The organism is Pseudomonas sp. DR 5-09, from assembly GCF_001655595.1.
GTDB lineage: Bacteria > Pseudomonadota > Gammaproteobacteria > Pseudomonadales > Pseudomonadaceae > Aquipseudomonas > Aquipseudomonas pharyngis.
Window position 1 is genome coordinate 6,133,143 of the sequence record NZ_CP011566.1, and the last position, 24,687, is coordinate 6,157,829.

The window sequence follows — 24,687 nt, forward strand, 5'->3', positions numbered from 1 at the left end:
ACAAATAATCCGTCGCGAAAAAAAAGCGCCCTTATGGGGCGCTTTTTTCAAACAACAGCGTATTACTTGCGCTTCATCGACAGGAAGAACTCGTCGTTGGTCTTGGTCGTCTTCAGCTTGTCGACCAGGAACTCGATGGCCGCCACTTCGTCCATCGGGTGCAGCAGTTTGCGCAGGATCCACATACGCTGCAGCTCATCGTCGGCAGTCAGCAGCTCTTCGCGACGAGTACCGGACTTGTTGATGTTGATCGCCGGGAACACACGCTTCTCGGCGATACGACGGTCCAGTGGCAGCTCCATGTTGCCGGTGCCCTTGAACTCTTCGTAGATCACTTCGTCCATCTTCGAGCCGGTTTCAACCAGCGCGGTGGCGATGATGGTCAGCGAGCCGCCTTCTTCGATGTTGCGCGCGGCGCCGAAGAAACGCTTCGGTTTCTCCAGGGCGTGGGCATCGACACCACCGGTCAGCACCTTGCCGGAGCTCGGAATCACGGTGTTGTAGGCACGGGCCAGACGGGTGATGGAGTCGAGCAGGATCACCACGTCCTTCTTGTGTTCGACCAGGCGCTTGGCCTTCTCGATCACCATTTCAGCCACTTGCACGTGACGGGTCGGTGGCTCGTCGAAAGTCGAGGCAACCACTTCGCCGCGCACGGTGCGCTGCATTTCGGTCACTTCTTCCGGACGCTCGTCGATCAACAGCACGATCAGGTGAACTTCAGGATTGTTACGGGCGATGTTCGCTGCAATGTTCTGCAGCATGATCGTTTTACCGGCTTTCGGCGGTGCAACGATCAGACCACGCTGGCCTTTGCCGATCGGAGCGCACAGGTCGATCACACGACCGGTCAGGTCTTCGGTGGAACCGTTGCCGGCTTCCATCTTCATGCGCACGGTCGGGAACAGCGGGGTCAGGTTCTCGAAGAGAATCTTGTTCTTCGCGTTCTCAGGACGATCGAAGTTGATCGTGTCGACCTTGAGCAGGGCGAAATAACGCTCGCCTTCCTTCGGAGGGCGGATCTTGCCAACGATGGTGTCACCGGTGCGCAAGTTGAAACGGCGGATCTGGCTCGGCGAGACGTAGATGTCGTCAGGACCGGCGAGGTAGGAAGCGTCAGCGGAGCGCAGGAAGCCGAAGCCGTCCTGGAGAATCTCCAGCACGCCATCACCGGAGATTTCCTCACCGCTTTTAGCGTGCTTTTTCAGCAGGGAGAAAATCACGTCCTGCTTGCGCGAACGGGCCATATTTTCTATGCCCATCTGTTCGGCCAATTCGAGCAGTTCGGTAATCGGCTTTTGCTTGAGTTCAGTCAGATTCATATAGGAATGACGTAATCATTTATGGAGGGGGGGAAATTAAGCTTTTGGCTTAATGAGGCCGCGCCGCGGAGAGGCGACAGGATCGCGTACTTATTCGAAAAGGAGTGCGTCGGCGACGGCTAGCAGGGGGCAGTGGAGAAACCAGTGCGGGGCCGAATGTACCACCTGAGTTTCGGAGCGTCTAGCCCTGAATACGCAAAAAGCCCCGCAATTTGCGGGGCTTTTTCAGGACAGTCTTTACCGCGACGCTTAGATGTTGGCGTCGAGGAAAGCAGCCAGTTGCGACTTCGACAGAGCGCCGACCTTGGTCGCTTCCACGTTGCCGTTCTTGAACAGCATCAGGGTCGGAATGCCACGTACGCCGTGCTTGGCAGGGGTTTCCTGGTTTTCGTCGATGTTCAGTTTGGCAACGGTCAGCTTGCCTTTGTAAGTCTCTGCAATCTCGTCCAGAACCGGAGCGATCATTTTGCAAGGGCCGCACCATTCAGCCCAGTAGTCGACCAGGACAGCGCCTTCGGCCTTGAGTACGTCGGCTTCGAAGCTAGCGTCGCTAACGTGTTTGATCAGATCGCTGCTCATGGAATTCTCCAGGTTGTAAGCAAAAAAACGTGGCCCATCATAGCCGCCCTTCCCTTGTTCAGGAAGCCGCAGATGATTGAGTCTTGCTATGGCACTCGATGAGTTTGGGTATAGCTCAAGTCACGCGCTGGCGGGGGCGATGAAGGAAATTCCGGTACGCAGGGCCGCGTTGCGCACGTGCTCCTGCATGGCTTTCTGCGCGGCGGCGGACGCCCGACGGGCCAGGGCGCGGAGGATCTTGCGGTGTTCCTGCCAGGTTTCCATGGCCCGCTCGGCGCGGATGAACGGTAGCTTCTGGCTCTCCAGAAAGATGTCGGCGCTGGCGGTGAGGATGCTCAGCATCGCCTGATTGCCGCTGGCCAGGAGGATCCGCCGGTGGAATTCGAAATCCAGTTTCGCCGCCGCCTCGAAGTCGCCGGCGCGCAGTTGCTCGCGCATGGCGGCGACGTTGTCTTCCAGTTCGTCCAGATCAAACGTGCTCAACGTCACCGCCGCCAGACCGGCCGCAAACCCTTCCAGCGCATAGCGCAACTGAAAGATTTCCAGCGGCGAAGCCTGGGCGGCGAACGGCCAGGCCGGTGCGCCCTCGCCACGAGGCAACTCGACCGGCGCCTGCACGAACACGCCTTTGCCCGGTTGAATGCTGACCACACCCAGCGCACTCAAGGACGACAACGCCTCACGCAACGAGGCGCGGCTGACGCCCAGCTGAACCGCCAGATCCCGCTGCGAGGGCAACGCATCGCCGGGGCCGAAGCCCTGCTCGGTAATCAGTTTGCGGATCGCTTGCAGCGCCACTTCGGGTACGGCGCGGGAGATCGAGTTCATGGTTTTCCAGACGGACCAGGCCAAGGTGCGGCCAGTTGTAAAGCTATTCGAGGCATCAGGCAAGTCGTGCCCCAGCGGGGTTCGACGGTGCGCGTCGATGCGCTATCGCAGTGCGAAATCCGACCTGACTGTTCAGACCAGTAAGACCGAACAAACCCGCCAAACCCGTGGCTTTGCGACGCCAAACCCCTGTCTTGGCACGGCCCGTGCTCTGTCCGATCGCAGAATTCACTTCCCGCCGATCCGGAGATTGTCCATGACGAAGCGTTACAGCGCCCTCCTCGCCGCCCTGTTTGCCGGTCTGATGCTGAGCCAGGCCCCCGCCCATGCCGACGGTCTGGATGACGTGGTCAAGCGCGGCACCTTGAAAGTCGCCGTGCCCCAGGACTTCCCGCCGTTCGGTTCGGTCGGCCCGGACATGAAGCCGCGCGGCCTCGATATCGACACCGCGAAACTGCTGGCCGAGCAGCTCAAGGTCAAACTCGAACTGACCCCGGTCAACAGCACCAACCGCATCCCGTTCCTGACCACCGGCAAGGTCGACCTGGTGATTTCCAGCCTCGGCAAGAACCCCGAGCGCGAGAAGGTCATCGATTTCTCTCGCGCCTACGCGCCGTTCTACCTCGCCGTGTTCGGCCCGCCGGATGCAGCGGTCAGCACCCTCGACGATCTCAAAGGCAAAACCATCAGCGTCACCCGTGGCGCCATCGAAGATATCGAGCTGACCAAGGTCGCCCCCGAAGGCGTGACCATCAAGCGCTTCGAAGACAACAACTCGACCATCGCCGCCTACCTCGCAGGTCAGGTCGACCTGATCGCCAGCGGCAACGTGGTAATGGTCGCGATCAGTGAAAAGAACCCCAAACGCGTCCCCGCGCTGAAAGTGAAGCTCAAGGATTCGCCGGTCTACGTCGGCGTGAACAAGAACGAGCCGGCGCTGCTGGGCAAGGTCAACGAGATCCTTACCACCGCCAAGGCTGACGGCGCGCTGGAAAAGAACGCGCAGACCTGGCTCAAAGAGCCGCTGCCGGCCGACCTCTGACCGGCGACGCGGGAGACCTTCATGGCCTATCAGTTCGATTTCTTGCCGGTGGTGGAAAACACCGACCTGCTCTTGCGCGGGGCGCTGTTCACCCTTGAGCTGACGGCCATCGGCGCACTCTTCGGGGTTGGCGTGGGCATCATCGGGGCGCTGGTGCGGGCGTGGAACATCCGCCCGTTCTCGGCGATCTTCGGCGTGTATGTGGAGTTGATCCGCAACACGCCGTTTCTGGTGCAGTTGTTCTTCATCTTCTTCGGCCTGCCGTCCCTCGGCGTGCAGATTTCCGAGTGGCAGGCGGCGGTGCTGGCGATGGTGATCAATCTCGGTGCGTACTCGACCGAAATCATCCGCGCCGGCATCCAGGCGATCCCGCGCGGGCAACTGGAAGCGGCGGCGGCATTGGCGATGAGCCGCTTCGAGGCGTTTCGTCACGTGGTGCTGCTGCCGGCGCTGGGCAAGGTCTGGCCGGCGCTGAGCAGCCAGATCATCATCGTCATGCTCGGTTCGGCGGTGTGTTCGCAGATTGCCACCGAAGAATTGAGCTTCGCCGCCAACTTCATTCAGTCGCGCAACTTCCGCGCCTTTGAAACCTATGCGCTGACCACCCTCATTTATCTGTGCATGGCGCTGCTGATCCGTCAGCTATTGAACTGGCTCGGTCGGCGTTATCTGTCTAAAAGCAGCGCAAGGAGCAGCCAATGAGCGACTTCACGTTCTGGGACATCCTGCGCAATCTGCTGACCGGCCTGCAATGGACGCTGGCGCTGTCGCTGGTGGCGTTCATCGGCGGCGGTATCGTCGGGTTGCTGATCCTGATCATGCGCATCTCGAAGAACCCGCTGCCCAGCAGCATCGCCCGCACCTGGATCGAACTGTTCCAGGGCACACCGCTGTTGATGCAGCTGTTTCTGGTGTTTTTCGGCGTGGCCCTGGCCGGGGTGGAAATTTCGCCGTGGATGGCGGCGGCGATTGCCCTGACCCTGTTCACCAGCGCTTATCTGGCGGAGATCTGGCGCGGCTGCGTCGAGGCGATTCCCAATGGTCAGTGGGAAGCTTCGTCGAGCCTGGCGCTGAATCCGCTGGAGCAATTGCGCTACGTGATCCTGCCGCAGGCGCTGCGAATTGCCGTGGCGCCGACGGTGGGTTTCTCGGTGCAAGTGGTCAAGGGCACCGCAGTGACTTCGATCATCGGCTTCACCGAGCTGACCAAGACCGGCGGCATGCTCGCCAACGCCACCTTCGAACCGTTCATGGTCTACGGCCTCGTTGCCTTGGGCTACTTCCTGCTCTGCTACCCCCTGTCCCTCAGTGCGCGCTACCTGGAAAGGAGACTGCATGCCTCTGCTTAGAATTTCTGCCCTGCATAAATATTACGGCGATCACCACGTGCTCAAAGGCATCGACCTGAGCGTCGAGGAAGGTCAGGTGGTGGCGATCATCGGCCGCAGCGGCTCAGGCAAGTCCACCCTGCTGCGCACCCTCAACGGTCTGGAGTCCATCAACGACGGTGTGATCGAAGTTGACGGCGAATACCTCGACGCCGCCCGCGCCGACCTGCGCAGCCTGCGGCAGAAAGTCGGCATGGTGTTTCAGCAGTTCAACCTGTTTCCGCACCTGACGGTGGGTGAAAACGTGATGCTCGCGCCGCAGGTGGTGCAGAAAGTGCCCAAGGCCAAGGCACAGGAGCTGGCGCGACAGATGCTGGAACGTGTGGGTCTGGGTGAGAAGTTCGATGCCTTCCCGGAGCGTCTCTCCGGTGGTCAGCAACAGCGCGTGGCGATTGCCCGGGCGCTGGCGATGTCGCCCAAGGTGCTGCTGTGCGACGAGATCACCTCGGCGCTGGACCCGGAGCTGGTCAACGAAGTGCTCAGCGTGGTCCGCCAGCTCGCGAAGGAAGGCATGACGCTGATCATGGTCACCCACGAAATGCGCTTCGCCCGGGAGGTCGGGGACAAACTGGTGTTCATGCATCAGGGCAAGGTGCACGAGGTAGGGGACCCGAAAGTGCTGTTTGCCGATCCGCAGACGCCGGAACTGGCGAACTTCATTGGCACCGTCGAGGCGACTGCCTGAAGGATTTTCAGGGACTTTTCTGACCTCATCGTCGGATCGCCACCCGGACCAAGCCCGCTCCCACAGGGTTCTCTAGCGGGATACGGTTTTGTGTTCGACACAAAACCTGTGGGAGCGGGCTTGCCCGCGAACGGCCGCGCCGCGGTCTTGAGACTTTATGCGCTGAATCAAGGGTTTGAACCATGCGCGTTGGCGGCAGCGTTTGATCGTGGCACGATGTCGGGGTTATCGACCGAGACCCCCAGACCATGCCGCAATCCCAAGCCAAGAATCTGTCCCTGATCGCCGCGATCGACCTGGGCTCCAACAGCTTCCATATGGTCGTGGCCAAGGCCCAGAACGGCGAAATCCGTATTCTCGAACGGCTCGGAGAAAAGGTTCAGCTGGCCGCCGGCATCGACGATGAGCGTCAGCTCAACGAAGAATCCATGCAGCGCGGGCTCGACTGCCTCAAGCGCTTTGCCCAACTGATCAACGGCATGCCACTGGGCGCCGTGCGGATCGTCGGCACCAACGCCCTGCGTGAGGCGCGCAACCGTGGCGAATTCATCCGCCGCGCCGAAGAAATCCTCGGCCATCCGGTGGAAGTCATCTCCGGCCGTGAAGAGGCCCGCCTGATCTACCTCGGCGTGTCCCACACCCTCGCCGACACCCCGGGCAAACGTCTGGTCGCCGACATCGGCGGCGGCAGTACCGAATTCATCATCGGCCAGCGTTTCGAACCGCTGCTGCGCGAAAGCCTGCAAATGGGCTGCGTGAGTTTCACCCAGCGCTATTTCAAGGACGGCAAGATCACCCCGGCCCGCTACGCCCAGGCCTACACGGCGGCGCGCCTGGAAATCATGAGCATCGAACACGCCCTGCATCGCCTGACCTGGGATGAAGCCATCGGCTCCTCGGGCACCATCCGCGCCATCGGCCTGGCGCTCAAGGCCGGCGGGCACGGCACCGGCGAAGTGAATGCCGAAGGCTTGGCGTGGCTCAAGCGCCGTCTGTTCAAGCTCGGCGATGTCGACAAGATCGATTTCGAAGGCATCAAGCCGGATCGCCGGGCGATCTTCCCGGCTGGCCTGGCGATTCTCGAAGCGATCTTCGACGCCCTCGAACTGCAACGCATGGATCACTGCGAAGGCGCGCTGCGTGAAGGCGTGCTCTACGACCTGCTCGGCCGCCATCACCACGAAGACGTGCGCGAACGCACCCTGACCTCGCTGATGGAGCGCTACCACGTCGATCAGGAACAGGCCGCACGGGTCGAGCGCAAAGCCTTGCACGCCTTCGATCAAGTGGCCGTGGATTGGGAGCTGGACGACGGCATCTGGCGCGAACTGCTGGGCTGGGCGGCGAAAGTGCACGAAGTCGGGCTCGACATCGCGCACTATCACTACCACAAGCACGGCGCCTACCTGATCGAACACTCGGACCTCGCCGGGTTCTCCCGCGAAGACCAGCAAATGCTCGCCCTGCTGGTGCGCGGCCACCGTCGCAACATCCCCAAGGACAAGTTCGCCGAGTTCGGCGACGACGGCGACAAGCTGATCCGCCTGTGCGTGCTGCTGCGTTTCGCCATCCTGTTCCACCACATCCGTGGCACCCAGGCGATGCCGCAAGTGACGCTGCATGCAAATGGCAACCACCTCGACGTGGAATTCCCGGAGAACTGGCTGGATGAAAATCAGCTGACCCAGGCGGATTTCGGGCTTGAGGCCGAATGGCTGACGCGGGTGGGGATTGTCCTGACCGTACATTGAGTAACGGGCGGGTACAAAAAAGGCGATCCTTCGGGATCGCCTTTTTATTGGGTGCTCGGCTGGATTCCGGTGGTGTGCTTACGATCGATCCCCCTCACCCCAACCCTCTCCCCCAAGGGGGCGAGGGGGGAAAGGGAGCCGATCTTCATGCTTTTCAAGACCTGAGTTCGACTCGATATTTCATGTCGATGTACCTCGAGCATCCAACTCGGTCAGTCCCCTCTCCCTCTGGGAGAGGGTTAGGGTGAGGGGGTGCTTTTAAGCTCTCAGCTGCTCACCGGCAGAATCGGACTGCCCAATCGCTCCAGCAACGTCGCCTGCGCACTGCGCGGGTTCTGGTTGCCGGTCGGCGTGTTGCGGATGTAGCGACCGTCCGATTGCAGGCTCCAGCTGTGGGTGTTGTCGGTCAGGTACAGCTCCAGCTCTTTCTTGACCCGGGTCAGCAGCTTCTTGCCTTCCACCGGGAAGCAAGTCTCGACGCGCTTGTCGAGGTTGCGCTCCATCCAGTCGGCGCTGGACAGGAACATCTGTTCCTCGCCACCGTTGAGGAAGTAGAACACTCGGGTGTGCTCAAGGAAGCGGCCGATGATCGAGCGCACGTGGATGTTGTGCGAAACCCCGGCGATGCCCGGACGCAGGCAGCACATGCCGCGCACCACCAGATCGATGCGCACGCCGGACTGGCTGGCCTTGTACAGCGCGCGAATGATCTTCGGATCGGTCAGCGAGTTGAACTTGGCGATGATGTGCGCCGGTTTACCGTCGAGCGCGAATTGCGTCTCGCGGGTGATCATGTCGAGCATGCCCTTCTTCAGAGTGAACGGCGCATGCAGCAGCTTCTTCATGCGCAGCGTCTTGCCCATGCCGATCAACTGGCTGAACAGTTTGCCGACGTCTTCGCACAAGGCATCGTCGGAGGTCAGCAGGCTGTAGTCGGTGTACAGACGGGCGTTACCGGCGTGGTAGTTACCGGTGCCGAGGTGCGCGTAACGCACGATCTCACCGGCCTCGCGGCGCAGGATCAGCATCATCTTGGCGTGAGTCTTGAAGCCGACCACGCCGTAGATCACCACCGCGCCCGCCGCTTGCAGACGGCTGGCCAGTTGCAGGTTGGACTCTTCGTCGAAGCGCGCTCGCAGCTCGATGACCGCCGTCACTTCCTTGCCGTTACGCGCGGCGTCCACCAGCGCATCGACGATTTCCGAGTTGGCGCCGGAGCGGTACAGGGTCTGGCGCACGGCGAGGACGTGCGGGTCCTTGGCGGCCTGGCGCAACAGGTCGACCACCGGGGTGAACGACTCGAACGGGTGCAGCAACAGGATGTCCTGCTTGCTGATCACGCTGAAAATGTTTTCGCTGTTCTGCAGCAGTTTCGGGATCTGCGGCGTGAACGGCGTGTATTGCAGCTCCGGATGGCTGTCCAGGCCGGTGATGCTGAACAGACGCGTCAGGTTCACCGGACCGTTGACCTGATACAGCTCGGTCTCGCTCAGGTTGAACTGCTTGAGCAGGTAGTCCGACAGGTGTTTCGGGCAGGTGTCGGCGACTTCCAGGCGCACGGCGTCACCGTATCGACGCGAAAACAGCTCGCCACGCAGCGCGCGGGCCAGGTCTTCGACGTCTTCGGAGTCAAGCGCCAGGTCAGCGTTTCGGGTCAGGCGGAACTGGTAGCAGCCTTTTACCTTCATGCCCTGGAACAGGTCATCGGCGTGGGCGTGGATCATCGACGACAGGAACACATAGTTGTCGCCAGGACCGCCGACTTCTTCCGGCACCTTGATGATTCGAGGCAACAGGCGCGGTGCCGGGATGATCGCCAGACCGGAATCGCGACCGAAGGCGTCGATACCTTCGAGCTCGACGATGAAGTTCAGGCTCTTGTTCACCAGCAACGGGAACGGGTGCGTCGGGTCGAGGCCGATCGGAGTGATGATCGGCGCGATCTCGTCGCGGAAATAGCGGCGGACCCAGGTTTTGATCTTGGTCGTCCAGTGGCGACGACGGATGAAGCGCACCTGATGTTTTTCCAGCTCTGGGAGCAGGATGTCGTTGAGGATCGCGTACTGGCGATCTACGTGACCGTGCACCAGCTCGCTGATCCGGGCCAGGGCCTGGTGCGGTTGCAGGCCGTCAGCGCCGGCCTGTTCACGGGCGAAGGTGATTTGTTTCTTGAGGCCGGCGACGCGGATTTCGAAGAATTCGTCGAGGTTGCTGGAGAAGATCAGCAGGAACTTCAGCCGCTCCAGCAACGGGTAGGACTCGTCCAGCGCCTGTTCCAGCACGCGGATGTTGAACTGCAGTTGCGACAATTCACGGTGGATGTACAGGCTGCTGTCATCCAGGCCGGGAATCGCGATCGCCGGAACCGCCGCGGCAGGCTCGGTTGCCGGCGCGGGTGGCGCAGGCTCCAGTTCCGGCGGGGTTTCGGTAATCTGCTCGACCACGGGTTGAGCTTCTTTTACGGCAACTTCAGTGAGTCCTTCGGTATTCATCGAATGTTCCTGGGAGGGCTATTTCTGCTCTCGTAACAATTGAGCGGCACGGACAGCAAAGTAAGTCAGGATGCCATCAGCGCCGGCACGTTTAAAGGCGGTCAGGGATTCGAGGATCACGCCTTCGCTCAACCAGCCATTCTGGATCGCCGCCATGTGCATGGCGTATTCGCCGCTGACCTGATAGACGAAGGTCGGCACTTTGAAGGCATCTTTTACCCGGAACAAAATGTCCAGGTACGGCATGCCGGGTTTGACCATGACCATGTCCGCGCCTTCAGACAAGTCCGCGCCCACTTCGTGCAGGGCTTCATCGCTGTTGGCCGGGTCCATCTGATAGGAGGCCTTGTTCGCCTTGCCCAGGTTCGCGGCCGAACCCACCGCATCGCGGAACGGGCCGTAATAGGCACTGGCGTACTTGGCCGAGTAGGCCATGATCCGCACGTTGACGTGACCGGCCAGCTCCAGCGCTTCGCGGATGGCCTGAATGCGGCCGTCCATCATGTCCGACGGGGCAACCACCTGGGCGCCCGCAGCAGCATGGGACAAGGCTTGCTTGACCAGTGCATCGACGGTGATGTCGTTCTGCACGTAGCCTTCTTCATCGAGAATGCCGTCCTGACCGTGAGTGGTGAACGGGTCGAGGGCGACGTCAGTGATAACGCCCAGTTCCGGGAACCGGTCACGCAGGGCGCGAGTAGCGCGCTGCGCGATACCTTCGGGATTCCAGGCTTCGGCGGCATCGAGGGATTTGAGTTCAGGCGGGGTGACCGGGAACAGCGCCAGCGCCGGAATCCCCAGCTCGACCCATGTGGCGGCTTCTTCAAGCAGCAGGTCGATGGTCAGGCGCTCGACACCCGGCATCGAGGCCACGGCTTCGCGGCGGTTTTCACCGTCGAGGACGAACACCGGCAGGATCAGGTCATCGACCGTCAGCACATTCTCACGCACCAGCCGCCGGGAAAAATCATCACGGCGATTGCGACGCAGGCGGGTGGCAGGGAACAGACGGTTGGCTGGGGTAAAGCTCACGGCAGACTCCTGAGCCCGCGCAAACGGGCGAGCGTGACAGTTATAGACGGCCATTATGACGAACAGATGACAGTTGTGTGAGACCTGTGACGTGTAGCCGCATTCCATTCTCAGCGTAGGAAATGTTCACGTCGAGACACATTTCGACACTTTCCTGAATGTGTCCGAAGGGTTAGGCTGCGCGTTCATTTCGCCAGCACCCAGACAATGCTCCAACAATTTCTGCATGACTTCGGCTACTTTGCCCTGTTTCTCGGGACGTTCTTCGAAGGCGAAACCATCCTGGTGCTCGCGGGCTTCCTCGCGTTCCGTGAATACATGGACATCAAACTGGTGGTGGTCGTGGCGTTCTTCGGCAGCTATGCCGGCGATCAGCTGTGGTACTTCCTGGGCCGCAAGCACGGGCGCAAGCTGCTGGCGCGCAAACCGCGCTGGCAGATGATGGGCGACCGCGCGCTGGAACACATCCGCAAGCACCCGGACATCTGGGTCCTGAGCTTTCGCTTCGTGTACGGACTGCGCACGGTGATGCCGGTGGCAATCGGCCTCTCGGGCTATCCGCCGGGACGTTATCTGCTGCTCAACGGTATCGGCGCCGCGATCTGGGCCACCGCCCTGGCCGCCGCTGCTTACCACTTCGGTGCCGTGCTCGAAGGCATGCTCGGCAGCATCAAGAAGTATGAGTTGTGGGTGCTGGGCGCTCTGCTGGTGCTCGGCCTGGGCCTATGGCTGCGCCGCCGGTTCAAGAATGCCCGGCTGGCGAAAAAGGTTTACGAGCAAGAACAGGCCGAGCTGCTGGCCAAGGCCGAACGGCACAAAGCCGAAATGGCCAAGGCTGCCGACCCTAAGACGCCAGCCGAGTAAGTCGCTGGCGACAGCAATACAGCCCGATGCCGCTGAGCAGGCTGTAACTGAGCAGGCCGACCCATATCCCCGGGCTGGCCGGCCAGAGTCCGACCAGCGGCGCCAGCCACACCAGCGGCAGGTTCGAAGCCAGCCGCAACACTTCCAGCTTGCCCGCCCACGGGCGATTCTCCAGGGCTACGCCCAACACGAACAAACCGAACGCCACCGCGCCCCAGCCGAGCAGCAATGCTCCGGTGGGCAGACTGTGTTCCAGATTCATCAGATAACTGCCCAGCGCCACATAGACGCCAAACTGCAACCCCACGTACCACTGCTGACGACTGTCCAGCGGCACTTCGAATTTGCGGAACTGACTCAGATCCGGCTTGTTCATCGGGTACTTCGCCGCGACGTCCGCCGGACGCCAGCCGGTGCGCATGAACCAGATCCTGATCTTGTCCCACACGCGTTCCGCCCGGCGCGCGTCATCCCATAGCTGCGCGTAAAACTGCAGGTTGGCCCACAACGGATTCCAGCTCGCCAGCGGCGTGGTCACGCCGAAAATCACCGGCTCGTTGTCGTCCTCCTCCTGGAAGGAGCCGAACAGTCGGTCCCAAATAATGAACACCCCGCCGTAGTTGCGATCCATGTAGAGAGCGTTCTGTGCATGGTGGGCCCGATGGTTGGACGGCGTGACGAAGCACCACTCGAACCAGCTGAGCTTGGGAATGTGCCGGGTATGGACCCAGAACTGATACAGCAGATTCAGCGCCGCAACGCTGACGAACACCAGCAGCGGCACCCCGAGCACGGCCATCGGCAGGTAGAAGATCCAGCTCAGCAGGAACCCGGTGCTGGTCTGGCGCAAGGCCGTGGAAAGGTTGTAGTCCTCGCTCTGGTGATGCACCGAATGCGCCGCCCAGAGGATGTTCCGTTCATGGCCCATGCGATGCAGCCAGTAATAGCAGAAGTCATAGAAGACAAAGGCAAACACCCAGACCCAGACGCTGTCCGCAGACAACCTGACCAGCGCCAGATGCTCCAGGGCAAACCCATAGGTCACCAGGCCCACACCCTTGGTCAACAGGCCGGTGGTGGTCGACAACACCCCAGTGCTGATGCTGTTCACCGCATCGGCCAGGCGATAGTTGCTCACCCCGCGCCAGCGGTCGGCGATGAGCTCCGCCGCAATCAACACGAAGAAAAACGGTACCGCATACAGGATGAAGTTCATGACGCGCCCTGGTCGGAAGCTGTAGCTCAGATCCTAGGTGTAGCCGCGGCTTGATCCTATGGCAACGAACGACAAATTAGAGGACATTTAGCGCCATGAATCTGGAGAGAAACCCATGAGCAAAAAAGTTGCAGTGATCCTGTCCGGTTGCGGCGTTTACGACGGCGCCGAGATCTACGAAAGCGTCATCACCCTGTTGCGCCTCGACCAGCGCGGCGCCCAGGTGCAGTGTTTCGCCCCGAACATCGCGCAATTGCATGTGATCAATCACCTGACCGGCGAAGAAATGCCCGAGTCGCGCAACGTGCTGGTGGAATCGGCTCGCATCGCCCGGGGCAACGTCAAGGATCTGCGTGAGGCCGATGTCGAGGACTTCGATGCGCTGATCGTGCCAGGCGGTTTCGGTGCGGCGAAGAACCTGTCGAACTTCGCCATCGAAGGCGCCGGCTGCACCGTGCAGCCGCAAGTACTGGCGCTAGCCGAAGCCTTTGCCGAAGCGGGCAAACCGGTGGGCCTGATCTGCATTTCGCCGGCGCTGGCCGCGAAGATCTACGGCCCGGGCGTGACCTGCACCATCGGCAACGACGCCGACACGGCCGCCGCCATGAACAAGATGGGCGCCAACCACGAAGACTGCGCGGTGACCGACATTATTGAAGACAAGACGCGCAAACTGGTGACCACTCCGGCTTACATGCTGGCGCAGTCGATCAGTGAGGCGGCTTCGGGGATCAACAAGCTGGTGGATCGGGTGCTAGAGCTGACCCACGAAAACGACGCCTGATCTCTTGGTCGAATACACACCCAATGTGGGAGCGGGCTTGCTCGCGAAGACGTCAGGTCAGACAACTATTCGTTGAATGACACACCGCCTTCGCGAGCAAGCCCGCTCCCACAGAGGATTTGTGTAATGTTCAGGTTTTGCGGGCGAGCCTGGTGAGGATCCGGTCCAGCGCATTGGCGAACGCCTGCTTCTCGCGGTCACCGAACGGCGCCGGGCCGCCAGTGACCTGGCCTTGCTCACGCAGGTCGGTGAACAGGTTGCGTGTCGCCAGCCGCTCACCCATGTTCTGCGCGTCGAACTCCTTGCCGCGCGGGTCCAGCGCTGCAACGCCCTTCTTCACCAGCCGGTCGGCCAGTGGAATGTCGCTGCAGATCACCAGTTCACCCGGCACCGCATGCTCCACCAGATAATCATCCGCCGCATCCGGGCCGCTCGGCACCACGATCAGCTTGACGAGCGCCAGCGCCGGCTTGCTCTGCGGCTGCCCCGCCACCAGCACCACTTCGAAGCGGCGTTTGAGGGCGAACTTCACCACCAACTCCTTGGCCATCTTCGGGCAGGCGTCGGCATCGATCCATACGCGCATCATCTCAAGCCGCCATGCGGCGCTTTTCAGCCACCCAACTGCGGCCATACAGCACGATGATCGCCGCGATCGCCACGGCCTGCGCCGTCAGCGAATAGGCGTCGGCATGAATCCCCAGCCAGTCGAAATCGAAGAACGCCACCGGCCGGGTGCCAAAGATCCCGGCTTCCTGCAGCGCCTTCACGCCGTGACCGGCGAACACCACCGACAACGCGCAGAGCAGCGCGGCGTTGATGCTGAAGAACAGCGCCAGCGGCAGTTTCGCCGAACCGCGCAGGATCACCCACGCCAGACCGAACAGCAGCACCAGCGCCGTCGCACCGCCCGCCAACACCGCGTTGTGCCCGGCAGGACCGGCCTGCAGCCACAGGGTTTCGTAGAACAGGATCACTTCGAACAGCTCGCGGTACACCGAGAAGAACGCCAGGATCGCGAAACCGAAACGGCCGCCTCCGCCAACCAGACTCTGCTTGATGTAGTCCTGCCAGGCTGCCGCGTGGCGACGGTCGTGCATCCACACCCCGAGCCACAACACCATGACGCTGGCGAACAGCGCCGTGGCGCCTTCGAGCAGTTCACGCTGGGAGCCGCTGACATCGATCACATACGCCGCCAGCGCCCAGGTGCCGAGGCCGGCCAGCAGCGCGAGCCCCCAGCCGACGTTGACGCTGCGCACCGCCGATTGCTGGCCGGTGTTGCGCAGGAACGCGAGGATCGCCGCCAGCACCAGAATCGCTTCCAGACCTTCGCGCAGCAGAATCAGCAGACCGGAAATGTAGCTCAGCGACCAGCTCAATCCATCGCTGCCCAACAGGCCGGCAGACTCCTTGAGTTTGGCCTTGGCCGCATCGAGACGCTGTTCGGCCTGCTCCACCGGCAAGCCGTCCTGCAGCGATTGCCGATAGGCCATCAGGGATTTTTCGGTGTCCTTGCGCACGTTGGCGTCGACGTTGTCCAGCGAGCTTTCCACCAGTTCGAAGCCTTCCAGATACGCCGCCACCGACAGGTCGTAAGCCTGATTGTGTTCACCGGCACGGTAGGCCGCCAGGCTCTTGTCCAGGGTCGCGGCGGTGTAGTCGAGCAACTGCGCCGGGCCGCGCTTGACCTGTGGCGGCTGCGCCCGTTGCACACGGAAGATCGCGGCGGCTTCAGCGCCCTCGGCAGCCTGCACCTCGGCCGGGGTCTGGCGGGCCAGATCGGCAATGTTGTAGGTCTTGTCGGCTTTGGCCGTGGCCGGATCGGCGCTGAACTGCGCGATATAGGTCGCCAGATCCCAGCGCTGACGGTCGTCCAGTTGATCGGCAAAGGCTGGCATGTCAGTGCCTTCGACGCCCTGGCCGAGGGTGCTGTAGATCGCATACAGGCTCAGGTGATCCATCCGCGCAGCATCGCGCAGATTGGCCGGCGCCGGCGTCATACCGAGACCTGCCGGGCCGTCGCCGGCACCCGCGTCGCCGTGGCACACCGAGCAGTTTTGCGCGTAGAGCGGCGCACCACGGGTCGGATCAGGCGTGATGATCGGGGCCTGGCTGACTTCATAAGCCACCGCCAGTTTCGCCCCCAGTTGTCGGGCCTGACGGGCCACGTCCGCACCGTCCTGTTTCGCCGTGATCGCGGCGTGCAAGGCGCTGACGCCCTGTTCCAGCGCCGCTTTCTCCGGTTTGGCCGGCAGGCCGGCGATCAGCCCCTGCAGCACCTGGGTGAATTCCAGTTGCTCGCGGTATTCGCCATCGTCGATGACCTTGCCTGCCGCTACCGTCGGCGGGTAATCGGCGCTGATGTAATCAAGCAGGTGCAACGCTTGCGGCGCGCCTTCCACGGTGTCGGCCAGCAGATTGAAGCTGCTCAGGGCGCACAGCGGGAACACCAGCCAGGCCAGAAATCGGGACGCGGCAGTCATGAATGAGTCTCAAGTGGAAATGCGAAGTTACATATTGTTCACTTCGAGCGCGATTCCCTCAAGCTTTCTCTCCAATACCCGGCACATGGCCACCGCCCACCCCTATAATCCTTCACCTTTCGCCTCTCTGCTCCAGGAAGAGCTGCACTCCATGCGCCAACGCCTGCTACTCCCGGTATTAATCAGCACGATCCTGCAACTGAGCGGCTGCGCGGCTTACCGCAATTACGACCTGGAAATGCAGCAAACCAACGACCGGCTGATGCTCGGCGACTATCAGGGTGCCCTGGATGTGCTGGAGTGGCACAACCCGTGGGAAGACAAGGACCTGCTCTACTACTTCGAGAAGGGTTCGATTCTCAGCTTCGCCAACGCCCGCCCGCAGAGCCAGAAAGCCTGGCGCAGCGCAGACCGGATGGTGTTCCAGCGCGAAGAAGCCGTGCCTTCCGCCCCCATGAAGCTGCTCAACCGGTTTGCCTATGAAATGGGCACCCTGCTGGTCAACGACAAGCTCAGCCGCTACGAAGGCTATGACTACGAAAAAGTCATGCTGACCACACAGATGGCCCTCAACCAATTGGGCGAAAGCGATTTCGACGGCGCCCGGGCAGACATCAAGAAGACCCACGAACGTGAAGCACTGATCGCCCGCCAGCGGGAGCGCCAGTATGAAGAGCTCGAGGAACAGGCCAAAGCTCAAGGCATCGTCGTGCAATACAAGGATCTGCGGGGCTATCCCGTCACCACCCTGGACGCGCCAGCGGTTATCGAACTGAAGAACGGCTACCAGAGTGCTTTCAGCCATTACCTGGCCGGGTTCACCTATGAAGCGCTGGGTGAACGGGATCTGGCCGCACCGGGTTATCGCCAGGCAATCGAGTTGCGCCCGAACACGCCCTTCCTCGAACAGGCGTTGCGCAATCTCGACAATCCGCCGGCCAAGGATGATGAAAGCGATGTTCTGATCGTCGTCCAGAGCGGTCTGGCGCCGGCCCGCAGCTCGGTAACGGTGCCGATCCCGGTGCGGCTCAATGAAAATCTGGTCATTACCGCGCCGATCTCGTTTCCCATCCTGGTGCCGGACACCGTCACACCAGCGTTCGACCACATCCTGGTGGATGGCCGCAAACGCCCGCTGACCGTGATCAACAGCGTCACCGACATGGCGTTTCGTACGCTGCGCGATGACATGCCGGCGATCATTTCCCGGGCAATGTTCCGCGCCAACATGGCCGCCATCTCGCAGGCTCAGGAAAACGAACGCAATCCGGCCAAGGCCTCGCTGGTCGTCACCGAGCACGACCCCTTTGAGGAGGCCGACACCCGAACGTGGCGCACGCTCCCCGACAAGACATTGGTGGCGCGCATACGGCTGAAGAAAGGCGATCACCAATTCAATGCGCCCAATGCACCCGGAGCGTCATCGGTCACCCTGCGCATCGATCGCGATCACCAATTGGTCAACCTGCGAGTTCTGAGAGATGTCGCCAACGTAATCGGCAATGCCAGACTGCCGGATAAGTAATGGCACCCAACCAACCAGTGCAATTAAAAAGCTATTACATAGCCAGCATCGCCCGCTTATAATGCCGCGCCCGCGCTATCGCGTTGCGGCATTAAAGCTCCTCTTTTTATGAGGAATTGGCAGGAGGCCAGTGCCACTGCCGATCGGTCCCAGCAGCCCGACCCGCACCCGAGGCTGTCGCTACTCATGGAAGAAGTAACCCCATGGCATTCCGCGCTCCCACTCTGATTGCGCTCAGCGCTGTCACCCTGCTGTCCGGCTGTTCGGCGTTTCGCAACTACGATTCCGAACTGGCCCAGACCAACCAGCAACTGGCCACCGGCAACGTCGACGCCGCCCTGACCCTGCTGGAAAAGAACAACACCGGCCCGGACAAAGACCTGCTCTATTACTTCGAGAAAGGTGAACTGCTGCGCGCCAAGGGCGATCTGTCCGGCAGCCAGAATGCCTGGACCAGCGCCGACCAGGTGGTGGGCAAGTGGGAAGACTCGGTCAAACTCGACACCGACAAGTACCTGGCCCAGTTCGGCAGTTTCCTGGTCAACGACAAGGTGCGCCGCTACGAAGGCTACGACTACGAAAAAGTCATGCTGACTACGCAGATGGCCCTGAACCTGCTGGCGGTCAACGACTTCGACGGCGCCCGCACCGCGATCAAGAAGACTCACGAACGTGAAGCGGTGATCGCCGACCTGCGCGACAAGGAATACCTCAAGAGCGAAGAGGAAGCCGAGAAGGAAGGCATCAAGACCGAATACAAGGACTTGCAGGGCTACCCGGTCGCCAGCCTCGACGCGCCGGAAGTGGTCGGCCTGAAAAACAGCTACCAGAGTGCGTTCAGCCATTACCTGGCCGGTTTCGTCTATGAAGCTCTGGGCGAAAAAGACCTCGCTGCGCCGGGCTATCGCAAGGCTGCCGAACTGCGCCCGAATACGCCGCTGCTGGAGCAGGCGTTGGTCAACCTCGACAAACCGGTCAAGAGCGATGACAGCGACATTCTGATCGTGGTGCAAAGCGGTCTGGCGCCGGCCCGCGATTCGATCCGCGTGCCGTTGCCGCTGCCAATCTCCAACAACGTAGTGATTACTCCGCTGTCGTTCCCGATCATCAAGCCCGACACCTCCACCGCAACGTTCGCGCAGATCGGTGTCGATGGCCAGCAGGTCGACCTGACCGCTCTGAACAGCACCACCGCCATGTCCCGCCGCGCCCTGCGCGATGACATGCCGGGGATCATCCTGCGCACCACCGTGCGCGCGATCACCAAAGGTGTGGCGCAGAAGAAGATCAACGAAACCAACCCGCTGGCGGGCCTGGCGGTGGGTATTTCTTCAGCTGTGCTCGAAGGTGCCGATACCCGTACGTGGCGCACCCTGCCGGACATGACTCAGGTTGTACGTCTGCGCTTGAAGAAAGGTGAGCACCAAGTCACTCTGCCGAGCGCCGTCGGTGGCTCTCAGGTCAAGGTCACCGTCGATCAGCGTTATCAGGTGATCACCCTGCGCGCCGTCGGCAATCAGGTGTTCGCCGCAGGCCTCGCCGCCCACGTGACCCCGAGCGCTGGCGCCACCGCCGTGGCCAGCCTCAAACAACCTTAAGAACGGAGTCTTTGCATGCGCTTCAAACTCATCGCCGTCGCCGCCCTCGCCCTGCTGGCGAGCGGCTGCGCCACCCCGCCACCACCGGAGCCGGGCAGTGCCGCGAGCAAGGTCGTGGCCATGGGCCCGCAGAAACACATCGTGGTCGGCGCGATGCGCGTGGCCCGCGAAAACGGCTTCATGACCGTCAACGTGCAGTTGAGCAACACCCTCAACAGCAACAAGACGTTCTACTACCGCTTCGCCTGGCTCGGGCCTGAAGGTTTCCCGATCGCCGAAGAAGAAGTCTGGAAGAGCCAGATGATGTACGGCGCCCAGACCAGCTTCATCCAGGGCATCGCCCCGACGCCCAAAGCCGTGGACTTCCGTCTGGAACTCAAGACGCCTTAAGCCCGACACCCTATTCCCGATTCAGAGAGCACTCCCATGTTTGCACGCTTTTCCTTCATCGCCGTCCTCGCCCTGCTGGCCAGCGGTTGCGCCAACACTTCGCCGACCCTGGGCAGCAAGAACATCAGCTACGGCGACACCAAGGCCGTTGAAACCGTGACCAACGAGTTCGGTTCGACCGACCTGCAGATGATCGCCGAGTCGATGACCCGTTCCCTGGCCCAGTCCGGCATTCTGCAGGGTCGCCCTGTGGTGCAGGTCTACGACGTGAAGAACAAGACCAGCGAATACATCGACACCCGCGAAATCACCACCAGCATCAAGACCCAGCTGATGAAGTCCGGCACTGCCCGTTTCGCCAGCGACAACACCGCGATGCAGAGCCAGGTCGACCAGCTCAAGCTGCAAAACCAGAGCGGCCTGTACAAGAAAAGCACCGTGGCCAAGACCGGCAACATGATCGCCGCCAAATACCGTCTTGAAGGTTCGATCAGCTCGATCGTCAAGCGCAGCAGCGACTACAAGGACGTCTTCTACAAATTCAGCCTGCAACTGATCGACGTTGAAAGCGGTCTGGCCGAGTGGATGGACGAGAAAGAGATCCGCAAAACCACGGAGCGTTAATCGATGCGCACATGGATTGGCATGATGGCCCTGGCTTGCGCGTTCAGCGTGCAGGCGGCCCCGAAAGTCGCGGTGACGGATCTGGCGTATCAGGAACGTGTAGAGCAATACATCCACATCGTTTCGGCCCAGAACAATTACCGCGAGGGCTACTACAGTTCCAGCGGTTCTTCGAGCTACAACGAGCTCGAAGCCACCACCAGCTACATCGAACAGACCGAGCTGCGCAAGTTCACCGGCGACATCAAGGGTGAAATCCTGCGCACCGGCATGTTCCAGCTGGTGCAGGGCACGCCGTACACGGCGTCGTCCAAGGGTGACGTCTACGACGTGATCAAGCGGATCAAGGCCGGCAACTTCAAGGGTGCCGACTACGTGCTGTTCGGCACGGTGTCGGACATCGACTTTACCCAGGACGTAAACGAGCTGGCGAACACCGACAGCTATTCCGCCGTGCTGGGCCTGACGCTGGTGGCCGATTTCAGCCTGATCAACACCAAGACCTTCGAAATCACCTCGGCCTTCACGGCGATGGGCGAAGCGCAGGACACCAAACTGGTGAACCACCGCGACATCAAGATCTCGCTGAACCGCCCACGGGTGGTGCGTGACGTGTCGAAGGCGCTGGGCGAAGACGTGGCCGGACAGCTGAGCATGCAGCTCGGCGGTGGCGGTTACGAGCAGCCGCGCGAACCGCAGCAGCGCAACAATCTGCCGCGTGATACGGCGCCAGTGATTCTTCACTGACCGACTGCCGGAAACGAAAAAGGCGACCTTCTCAGGTCGCCTTTTTTTGTGGCTGCACGCTTTATGCCGCCGCTTTGCGCAATGTCGCCATGAACGCCGCAGCGCCAATGAACAGCCCGGCAAACGTGCGGTTCATGCGTCGCTGCTGGGTCGGTGTGCGCAACAGGCGCAACACCTTCGACGCCAGACCGGTGTAGCCGGCCATGACGATCAGGTCGACCGCGATCATGGTCACGCCGATCACCACGTACTGGATCAGCAGCGGCGCATGCGGATTGATGAACTGCGGCAGCACCGCGAGCATGAACACCAGGGCCTTGGGGTTGCTGATGTTCACCAGAAAACCACGAAACACCAGCGCCAGCGGCTTGCCGATCGGCCGAACCGCCGCGTCATCACTCATGTCCATCGGCAGTGCGCGCCATTGTTTGATCGCGAGATAGACCAGGTAGGCGACACCGAACCATTTGATCGCATGGAACGCCGTGGCCGAAGCGGTGAGGATCGCGCCGACACCGGCGCCGACGATGGCAATCTGCACAGCCAGGCCGATCTGCAGGCCCAGGGCGTTCCAGTAACCGCGCCAGAAACCGTATTGCAGACCGCTGGACATCGACGCAATGGCGCCGGCACCCGGAGAAAGACTGATCACCCAGCAGGCGGCAAAAAACGCCAGCCATGTTTGAAGCTCCATCGCACACCTCGACTCGGACTCGTGACAATCCTCAAAGCTAATGCGGAATTGGCTGGATGACTACCGATTTTTTGCAGGATGTTGCGGGCGCCGACCAATGTGGCCGGCGCCCAATCACTTTTCGAAACCGCTGGAAGGGAAGACATCCGTGCCGCGCCAGCGGCGCACCGAACGCTGGAAGAACAGGCTGTTGGGCACCTGCACCATGGCGCTGCCGGTGCCGAGTTCTTCGGCTTCGATCAGCGTGGTGTAGAGCAGATTGATCGCCACCACCCGGCCTTTGACGCCGGGCTTATCGGTGGTGTCCACCAGTTCGACGACGTCGCCGAGACGGAACGGGCCAACGGTGAAGATAAGAATCGCGCAGAGTAGGTTCGACAGCACGCTCCACATGGCAAAGAACGCCACCGCCGCCACCGCGACGAAGCCCGACAGCGCGGTCCAGAGCACCGTGGCCGACACCCCGAGACGCTCCAGCACAAAGATCAGCGCACTGCCCATGATCAGCCAGCGCAGACCGCCGCGCAGCGGCATCAGCAACTGCGGCGGGAACGGATACTTCTCCCCCAGGCGAGTCAGGAATCGGGCGACGACGCGCTGGGCGAAGTAACCGGCCAGCAGGATCAGCAGAATCTGCACACCGAGCCAGATCGGCTCGGCCCACATCGCCGGCAATGGAAGTTTGAAAGCTTCCATCAAGACAACGCCTCCAGCTCCGCCTGCATGCTTTCCAGCGTTTCCAGCGCTTGCATCCATGCTTCTTCAAGTTCGCCTTCGCGGACTTTCAACTTGGCCTGTTCGGCCAGCAGGTCACGCAGTTCGTTCTTGCGCGCCGGCTCGTAGAGGTCGCTGTCGCCGAGGCTGGCATCGACCTTCGCCAGTTTCTCGTGCAGCTTGCCGAGCTCGGCTTCAAGCTTGTCGGCTTCGCGTTTGTGCGGCGCCAGTTGCTGACGCAACGCAGCGGCGGCCTGGCGCTGGGCCTTCTTGTCGGTCTTGTCCGGGTTGACCGGCGTGTTGCTGACCGGGGCGTTGCGCTGACGGTATTCGACCAGCCAACGGGCGTAGTCCTCAAGGTCGCCATCGAACTCCTCGACCTTGCCGTCCGCGACCAGGAAGAAGTTGTCGGTGGTGCTCTTGAGCAGATGCCGATCGTGGGAAACCACCAACACCGCGCCGCTGAATTCCTGCAACGCCATGGTCAGCGCCAGGCGCATTTCCAGGTCGAGGTGGTTGGTCGGTTCGTCGAGCAGCAGCAGGTTCGGCCGTTCCCATGCGATCAGCGCCAAAGCCAGACGAGCCTTTTCGCCACCGGAGAAATTCAGCACCGGTTCGTCGATCCGTGCGCCGCGGAAGTCGAAACCACCAAGGAAATCGCGCAGGGTCTGCTCGCGCTCGGTCGGCGCCAGACGCTGCAAGTGCAGCAACGGGCTGGCCTTGGAATCCAGCGAGTCGATCTGATGCTGGGCGAAGTAACCAACCACAGTGTTCTCACCGCGAGTCAGGCGCCCGGCCAGTGGTTCGAGTTCGCCGGCAAGGTTCTTGATCAGGGTCGACTTGCCCGCGCCGTTGGGGCCGAGCAAGCCGATCCGCGCGCCGGGGGTCAGTTGCAGCTTGACCTTCTCCAGCACGGTTTTCTCGCCGTACCCCAGGCGCGCATCGGACAGGTCGATCAGCGGGCTGGAGATCTTGGTCGACTCGCGGAACACGAAGTCGAACGGCGAATCGACGTGGGCCGCCGACAGCTCTTCCATGCGCTCCAGCGCCTTGATCCGGCTCTGGGCCTGACGGGCCTTGGTGGCTTGAGCCTTGAACCGGGCGATGTAGCTTTCCATGTGCGCACGCTGCGCCTGCTGCTTCTCGTAGGCCTGTTGCTGCTGGGCCAGACGCTCGGCACGGGCGCGTTCGAACGCGGTGTAGCCGCCACGGTAGAGCGTCAGCTTGCGCTGATCGACGTGGGCCACGTGATCGACGACTTCATCGAGGAAATCGCGGTCGTGGGAAATCAGCAGCAAGGTGCCGGGGTAACTTTTCAGCCACTCTTCGAGCCAGATGATGGCGTCGAGGTCCAAGTGGTTGGTCGGCTCGTCGAGCAGCAACAGGTCCGATGGGCACATCAAAGCCTGCGCAAGGTTCAGACGCATCCGCCAGCCACCGGAGAAATCTCCTACCTGACGATCCATCTGCTCGTTGGTGAAACCGAGGCCGGCGAGCAACTTGCGCGCCCGCGCATCGGCGGTGTAGCCGTCGGCGCTGTCGAGCTCGGCGTGCAGGCGGGCCAGCGCGGTGCCGTCGTGGGCCTCTTCGGCTGCCGCGAGCTCGCGCTGCACTTCGCGCAGGCGCAGGTCACCGTCGAGCACATAGTCGACCGCCAGGCGCTCGAGCGTGTCGACCTCCTGGCGCATGTGGGCGATACGCCAGTCGGCCGGCAGCAGGCAGTCGCCCGAGTCCGGGTGCAGCTCACCGCGGAGCAAGGCGAACAGGCTGGATTTGCCGGCGCCGTTGGCACCGATGAGGCCGGCTTTGTGGCCGGCGTGCAGGGTCAGCTCGGCGTCTTCTAGCAGACGTTGCGGGCCACGCTGTAAAGTCAGGTTCTGAAGTCGGATCATAATGGCGGCGGAGTCTACCAGCTTCCCCCGCAAC

The 24,687-nt window shown here is 61.6% G+C and carries 23 protein-coding genes; 12 read left to right on the top strand and 11 right to left on the bottom strand.

The features are described 5' to 3' along the window. Positions 1 to 62: 62 nt before the first annotated feature. The 3 genes from rho to PDR5_RS27690 form a co-directional block, all read right to left on the bottom strand. Positions 63 to 1,322: a transcription termination factor Rho gene (gene rho / locus PDR5_RS27680; RefSeq protein ID WP_011336486.1), complete on the bottom strand. Its 1,260-nt coding sequence runs from the start codon at positions 1,320 to 1,322 to the stop codon at positions 63 to 65. A 249-nt stretch (positions 1,323 to 1,571) separates the two neighbouring features. Next, the gene (trxA, locus tag PDR5_RS27685) at positions 1,572 to 1,901 is read right to left on the bottom strand and encodes a thioredoxin TrxA (protein ID WP_003206727.1); all 330 of its coding nucleotides are present in this window, start codon (positions 1,899 to 1,901) and stop codon (positions 1,572 to 1,574) included. 120 nt (positions 1,902 to 2,021) lie between these two features. After that, the gene (locus PDR5_RS27690) at positions 2,022 to 2,729 is read right to left on the bottom strand and encodes a FadR/GntR family transcriptional regulator (RefSeq protein WP_007951828.1); all 708 of its coding nucleotides are present in this window, start codon (positions 2,727 to 2,729) and stop codon (positions 2,022 to 2,024) included. Positions 2,730 to 2,985: 256 nt separating this feature from the next. On the opposite strand from PDR5_RS27690, the gene PDR5_RS27695 reads away from it, so the two are divergent. The 5 genes from PDR5_RS27695 (at position 2,986) to ppx (ending at position 7,595) form a co-directional block, all read left to right on the top strand. After that, positions 2,986 to 3,771, top strand: coding sequence for a transporter substrate-binding domain-containing protein (locus PDR5_RS27695; protein WP_011336488.1), 786 nt, complete (start codon positions 2,986 to 2,988; stop codon positions 3,769 to 3,771). 21 nt (positions 3,772 to 3,792) lie between these two features. Further along, positions 3,793 to 4,473: an amino acid ABC transporter permease gene (locus PDR5_RS27700; RefSeq protein ID WP_064600295.1), complete on the top strand. Its 681-nt coding sequence runs from the start codon at positions 3,793 to 3,795 to the stop codon at positions 4,471 to 4,473. Continuing rightward, the gene (locus tag PDR5_RS27705) at positions 4,470 to 5,120 is read left to right on the top strand and encodes an amino acid ABC transporter permease (RefSeq protein ID WP_007951832.1); all 651 of its coding nucleotides are present in this window, start codon (positions 4,470 to 4,472) and stop codon (positions 5,118 to 5,120) included. Before PDR5_RS27700 ends, PDR5_RS27705 begins: the two co-directional genes overlap by 4 nt. Continuing rightward, positions 5,107 to 5,844 (top strand): amino acid ABC transporter ATP-binding protein, encoded by a 738-nt coding sequence (locus PDR5_RS27710; protein ID WP_064600296.1) that lies wholly within the window; start codon positions 5,107 to 5,109, stop codon positions 5,842 to 5,844. The genes PDR5_RS27705 and PDR5_RS27710 overlap by 14 nt, the downstream gene beginning before the upstream one ends. 248 nt (positions 5,845 to 6,092) lie before the next feature. Then, positions 6,093 to 7,595, top strand: a complete 1,503-nt coding sequence (gene ppx, locus PDR5_RS27715) for an exopolyphosphatase (protein ID WP_039765323.1) — start codon at positions 6,093 to 6,095, stop codon at positions 7,593 to 7,595. A 266-nt stretch (positions 7,596 to 7,861) separates the two neighbouring features. Here the strand turns inward: ppx and ppk1 are convergent, their stop codons facing one another. Beyond that, on the bottom strand, positions 7,862 to 10,087 hold the full coding sequence (gene ppk1, locus PDR5_RS27720; protein WP_064600299.1) for a polyphosphate kinase 1: 2,226 nt from the start codon (positions 10,085 to 10,087) through the stop codon (positions 7,862 to 7,864). Positions 10,088 to 10,105: 18 nt separating this feature from the next. Beyond that, positions 10,106 to 11,119 carry a porphobilinogen synthase gene (gene hemB, locus PDR5_RS27725; protein ID WP_064600301.1) on the bottom strand — a complete coding sequence of 338 codons (1,014 nt, stop codon included), beginning with the start codon at positions 11,117 to 11,119 and terminating at the stop codon, positions 10,106 to 10,108. A gap of 207 nt (positions 11,120 to 11,326) precedes the next feature. Here hemB and PDR5_RS27730 point away from each other — a divergent pair, with 207 nt between their 5' ends. Then, positions 11,327 to 11,983, top strand: coding sequence for a DedA family protein (locus PDR5_RS27730; RefSeq protein WP_064600303.1), 657 nt, complete (start codon positions 11,327 to 11,329; stop codon positions 11,981 to 11,983). Here PDR5_RS27730 and PDR5_RS27735 read toward each other — a convergent pair. Next, positions 11,964 to 13,199, bottom strand: a complete 1,236-nt coding sequence (locus PDR5_RS27735) for a sterol desaturase family protein (RefSeq protein WP_064600305.1) — start codon at positions 13,197 to 13,199, stop codon at positions 11,964 to 11,966. The two genes, PDR5_RS27730 and PDR5_RS27735, sit on opposite strands and share 20 nt — an antisense overlap. A gap of 115 nt (positions 13,200 to 13,314) precedes the next feature. Between PDR5_RS27735 and elbB the strand changes: the two genes are divergently transcribed. Then, complete coding sequence (gene elbB, locus PDR5_RS27740) at positions 13,315 to 13,983, top strand: isoprenoid biosynthesis glyoxalase ElbB (protein WP_064600307.1); 669 nt, start codon at positions 13,315 to 13,317, stop codon at positions 13,981 to 13,983. 130 nt (positions 13,984 to 14,113) lie between these two features. Here the strand turns inward: elbB and PDR5_RS27745 are convergent, their stop codons facing one another. After that, a complete protein-coding gene (locus tag PDR5_RS27745; protein ID WP_064600974.1) occupies positions 14,114 to 14,569 on the bottom strand; it encodes a YaiI/YqxD family protein in 456 nt (151 codons plus the stop codon). A 4-nt stretch (positions 14,570 to 14,573) separates the two neighbouring features. Further along, on the bottom strand, positions 14,574 to 16,469 hold the full coding sequence (locus PDR5_RS27750; RefSeq protein WP_064600309.1) for an FTR1 family protein: 1,896 nt from the start codon (positions 16,467 to 16,469) through the stop codon (positions 14,574 to 14,576). 151 nt (positions 16,470 to 16,620) lie between these two features. Here PDR5_RS27750 and PDR5_RS27755 point away from each other — a divergent pair, with 151 nt between their 5' ends. The 5 genes from PDR5_RS27755 (at position 16,621) to PDR5_RS27775 (ending at position 21,353) form a co-directional block, all read left to right on the top strand. Next, positions 16,621 to 17,994 (top strand): COG3014 family protein, encoded by a 1,374-nt coding sequence (locus tag PDR5_RS27755; protein WP_064600311.1) that lies wholly within the window; start codon positions 16,621 to 16,623, stop codon positions 17,992 to 17,994. A gap of 203 nt (positions 17,995 to 18,197) precedes the next feature. Beyond that, positions 18,198 to 19,592 (top strand): COG3014 family protein, encoded by a 1,395-nt coding sequence (locus PDR5_RS27760; RefSeq protein WP_064600313.1) that lies wholly within the window; start codon positions 18,198 to 18,200, stop codon positions 19,590 to 19,592. Between the two features lie 15 nt (positions 19,593 to 19,607). Beyond that, entirely contained in the window at positions 19,608 to 19,982 is a 375-nt protein-coding gene (locus PDR5_RS27765) for a YcfL family protein (RefSeq protein WP_011336502.1), read from the top strand. Positions 19,983 to 20,018: 36 nt separating this feature from the next. Then, the gene (lpoB, locus tag PDR5_RS27770) at positions 20,019 to 20,606 is read left to right on the top strand and encodes a penicillin-binding protein activator LpoB (RefSeq protein WP_007951848.1); all 588 of its coding nucleotides are present in this window, start codon (positions 20,019 to 20,021) and stop codon (positions 20,604 to 20,606) included. A 3-nt stretch (positions 20,607 to 20,609) separates the two neighbouring features. Further along, positions 20,610 to 21,353: a hypothetical protein gene (locus PDR5_RS27775; RefSeq protein ID WP_064600314.1), complete on the top strand. Its 744-nt coding sequence runs from the start codon at positions 20,610 to 20,612 to the stop codon at positions 21,351 to 21,353. Positions 21,354 to 21,414: 61 nt separating this feature from the next. On the opposite strand, the gene PDR5_RS27780 is transcribed toward PDR5_RS27775, so the two are convergent. From PDR5_RS27780 to PDR5_RS27790, 3 genes are all read right to left on the bottom strand, one after another. Next, positions 21,415 to 22,047, bottom strand: a complete 633-nt coding sequence (locus tag PDR5_RS27780) for a LysE family transporter (protein ID WP_064600316.1) — start codon at positions 22,045 to 22,047, stop codon at positions 21,415 to 21,417. 114 nt (positions 22,048 to 22,161) lie between these two features. Further along, positions 22,162 to 22,743 carry a mechanosensitive ion channel family protein gene (locus PDR5_RS27785; protein ID WP_039765304.1) on the bottom strand — a complete coding sequence of 194 codons (582 nt, stop codon included), beginning with the start codon at positions 22,741 to 22,743 and terminating at the stop codon, positions 22,162 to 22,164. Continuing rightward, positions 22,743 to 24,653 (bottom strand): ATP-binding cassette domain-containing protein, encoded by a 1,911-nt coding sequence (locus PDR5_RS27790; protein WP_064600318.1) that lies wholly within the window; start codon positions 24,651 to 24,653, stop codon positions 22,743 to 22,745. The genes PDR5_RS27785 and PDR5_RS27790 overlap by 1 nt, the downstream gene beginning before the upstream one ends. Between the last annotated feature and the right edge of the window lie 34 nt (positions 24,654 to 24,687).

Coding starts and splice junctions, on each gene's coding strand:
- PDR5_RS27790 (WP_064600318.1), bottom strand. CDS start 24,653: ATGATCCGACTTCAGAACCTGACTTTACAGCGTGGCCCGCAACGTCTG.
- rho (WP_011336486.1), bottom strand. CDS start 1,322: ATGAATCTGACTGAACTCAAGCAAAAGCCGATTACCGAACTGCTCGAA.
- PDR5_RS27735 (WP_064600305.1), bottom strand. CDS start 13,199: ATGAACTTCATCCTGTATGCGGTACCGTTTTTCTTCGTGTTGATTGCG.
- PDR5_RS27710 (WP_064600296.1), top strand. CDS start 5,107: ATGCCTCTGCTTAGAATTTCTGCCCTGCATAAATATTACGGCGATCAC.
- PDR5_RS27745 (WP_064600974.1), bottom strand. CDS start 14,569: ATGCGCGTATGGATCGATGCCGACGCCTGCCCGAAGATGGCCAAGGAG.
- lpoB (WP_007951848.1), top strand. CDS start 20,019: ATGTTTGCACGCTTTTCCTTCATCGCCGTCCTCGCCCTGCTGGCCAGC.
- PDR5_RS27695 (WP_011336488.1), top strand. CDS start 2,986: ATGACGAAGCGTTACAGCGCCCTCCTCGCCGCCCTGTTTGCCGGTCTG.
- ppk1 (WP_064600299.1), bottom strand. CDS start 10,087: ATGAATACCGAAGGACTCACTGAAGTTGCCGTAAAAGAAGCTCAACCC.
- PDR5_RS27700 (WP_064600295.1), top strand. CDS start 3,793: ATGGCCTATCAGTTCGATTTCTTGCCGGTGGTGGAAAACACCGACCTG.
- PDR5_RS27705 (WP_007951832.1), top strand. CDS start 4,470: ATGAGCGACTTCACGTTCTGGGACATCCTGCGCAATCTGCTGACCGGC.
- elbB (WP_064600307.1), top strand. CDS start 13,315: ATGAGCAAAAAAGTTGCAGTGATCCTGTCCGGTTGCGGCGTTTACGAC.
- PDR5_RS27775 (WP_064600314.1), top strand. CDS start 20,610: ATGCGCACATGGATTGGCATGATGGCCCTGGCTTGCGCGTTCAGCGTG.
- PDR5_RS27765 (WP_011336502.1), top strand. CDS start 19,608: ATGCGCTTCAAACTCATCGCCGTCGCCGCCCTCGCCCTGCTGGCGAGC.
- PDR5_RS27690 (WP_007951828.1), bottom strand. CDS start 2,729: ATGAACTCGATCTCCCGCGCCGTACCCGAAGTGGCGCTGCAAGCGATC.
- ppx (WP_039765323.1), top strand. CDS start 6,093: ATGCCGCAATCCCAAGCCAAGAATCTGTCCCTGATCGCCGCGATCGAC.
- PDR5_RS27755 (WP_064600311.1), top strand. CDS start 16,621: ATGCGCCAACGCCTGCTACTCCCGGTATTAATCAGCACGATCCTGCAA.
- trxA (WP_003206727.1), bottom strand. CDS start 1,901: ATGAGCAGCGATCTGATCAAACACGTTAGCGACGCTAGCTTCGAAGCC.
- PDR5_RS27785 (WP_039765304.1), bottom strand. CDS start 22,743: ATGGAAGCTTTCAAACTTCCATTGCCGGCGATGTGGGCCGAGCCGATC.
- PDR5_RS27780 (WP_064600316.1), bottom strand. CDS start 22,047: ATGGAGCTTCAAACATGGCTGGCGTTTTTTGCCGCCTGCTGGGTGATC.
- PDR5_RS27730 (WP_064600303.1), top strand. CDS start 11,327: ATGCTCCAACAATTTCTGCATGACTTCGGCTACTTTGCCCTGTTTCTC.
- PDR5_RS27750 (WP_064600309.1), bottom strand. CDS start 16,469: ATGACTGCCGCGTCCCGATTTCTGGCCTGGCTGGTGTTCCCGCTGTGC.
- PDR5_RS27760 (WP_064600313.1), top strand. CDS start 18,198: ATGGCATTCCGCGCTCCCACTCTGATTGCGCTCAGCGCTGTCACCCTG.